This window comes from Microbacterium sp. Bi128 (assembly GCF_918698205.1).
Genome location: NZ_CAKKMM010001080.1, coordinates 1 through 1,760 on the forward strand (window position 1 = coordinate 1; position 1,760 = coordinate 1,760).

Genomic DNA, 1,760 nt, shown 5'->3' on the forward strand with positions numbered 1-1,760 from the left:
GGGCCTGACCGTCCTGGGCTGGCGTGAAGTCCCGATCGTGGCCGACCTGGTCGGGGCCATGGCCCGGGCCTGCATGCCGTACTTCTCGCAGCCGTTCTTCGCCTCCAGCACCGGGGAAACCCTCGAGCGCAACGAGCTCGATTCCCGCGCCTGGCGGATCCGCAAGCGCGCCCAGAACAAGTTCGGCGTGTACTTCCCGTCGCTCTCCTCCCGGACCATCGTCTACAAGGGCATTCTCACCACCGCGCAGCTCGAGCCGTTCTACCCGGACCTGTCGGACAAGCGCTTCAAGACCAAGCTCGCGATCGTCCACTCGCGCTTCTCCACCAACACCTTCCCGTCCTGGCCGCTGGCCCAGCCGTTCCGCACCATCGCGCACAACGGCGAGATCAACACCGTCAAGGGCAACCGCAACTGGATGCGGGCACGGCAGTCGCAGCTCGCCAGCCCGCTGCTGGGGGACTCACCCGAAGAGCTGTTCCCGATCTGCACCCCGGGCGCCTCGGACTCGGCCTCCTTCGACGAGGTCGCCGAACTGCTCTGGCTCTCCGGCCGGCCCATCACGCACTCGATCATGATGATGATCCCGGAGGCGTGGGAAAACCACGCCACCATGGATCCGGCCCGCCGCGCCTTCTACGAATACCACTCGATGCTCATGGAGCCGTGGGACGGCCCGGCGGCCGTCTCCTTCACAGACGGCAACCTGGTCGGCGCCACGCTGGACCGCAACGGCCTGCGCCCGGGCCGGTACTGGATCACCGAGGACGGCCTGATCGTCTTCGCCTCCGAAGTCGGCGTGATCGACGTCGAACCCTCCAAAGTGGTCAAGAAGGGCCGCGTCTCGCCGGGCAAGATGTTCCTGGTGGACACCGGGGCCGGCCGGATCATCGACGACGCCGAGGTCAAGGCCGAGGTCGCCGCGGCGAACCCCTGGGCCGAATGGGTCAAGGACAACCTGATCGACCTCAAGAACCTGCCCGAACGCGAGCACGTCGTGCACACCGCAGCCTCGGTCAACATCCGCCAGCGCACCTTCGGCTACACCACCGAGGAACTGAAAATCCTGCTGGGCCCGATGGCCCGCACCGGCGCCGAACCGCTCGGTGCCATGGGCTCGGACACCCCGGTGGCCGTGCTGTCCAAACGCCCGCGGCTGCTCTTCGACTACTTTGTGCAGTCCTTCGCACAGGTCACCAACCCGCCGCTGGACGCCATCCGTGAAGAGCTCGTCACGTCCCTGACGTGCGCAATCGGCCCGAACGGCAACCTGCTGGACACCAAGCAGGTCCGGCAGCCGCAGGTCTCGCTGCCGTTCCCCGTGATCAACAACGACCAGCTCGCCAAGATCGCGAACATCGAGAGCGCCGACGGCGGCAAGGTCGCCATGAAGGTCCGCGGACTCTACCGCCCCGAAGGCGGCGAGAACTCCCTCCGGGCCCGGCTCACCGAAATCTGCGAACAGGTCTCCGGCGCCATCAACCGCGGCGTCCAGTACGTGGTGCTCTCGGACCGCGACTCGAACGCCCAGTGGGCCCCGATCCCGTCCCTGCTGCTGGTCAGCGCCGTGCACCACCACCTGCTGCGCAGCGCCAACCGCACCAAAACCGCGCTCGTGGTGGAAGCCGGCGACGTCCGCGAGACCCACCACGTCGCCGTGCTCATCGGCTACGGCGCCTCCGCCGTGAACCCGTACCTGGCCATGGAATCCGTGGAACAGCTCATCGCCTCCGGCGACGTCGTGGGGGTCACCCCGCAGG

General features: G+C 67.6%; 1 protein-coding gene. It reads left to right on the top strand.

The window, feature by feature from the left end:
* Window positions 1–1,760: glutamate synthase central domain-containing protein (locus tag LQV45_RS29935; protein WP_290370359.1), on the top strand; the 1,760-nt coding region annotated here is incomplete at both ends.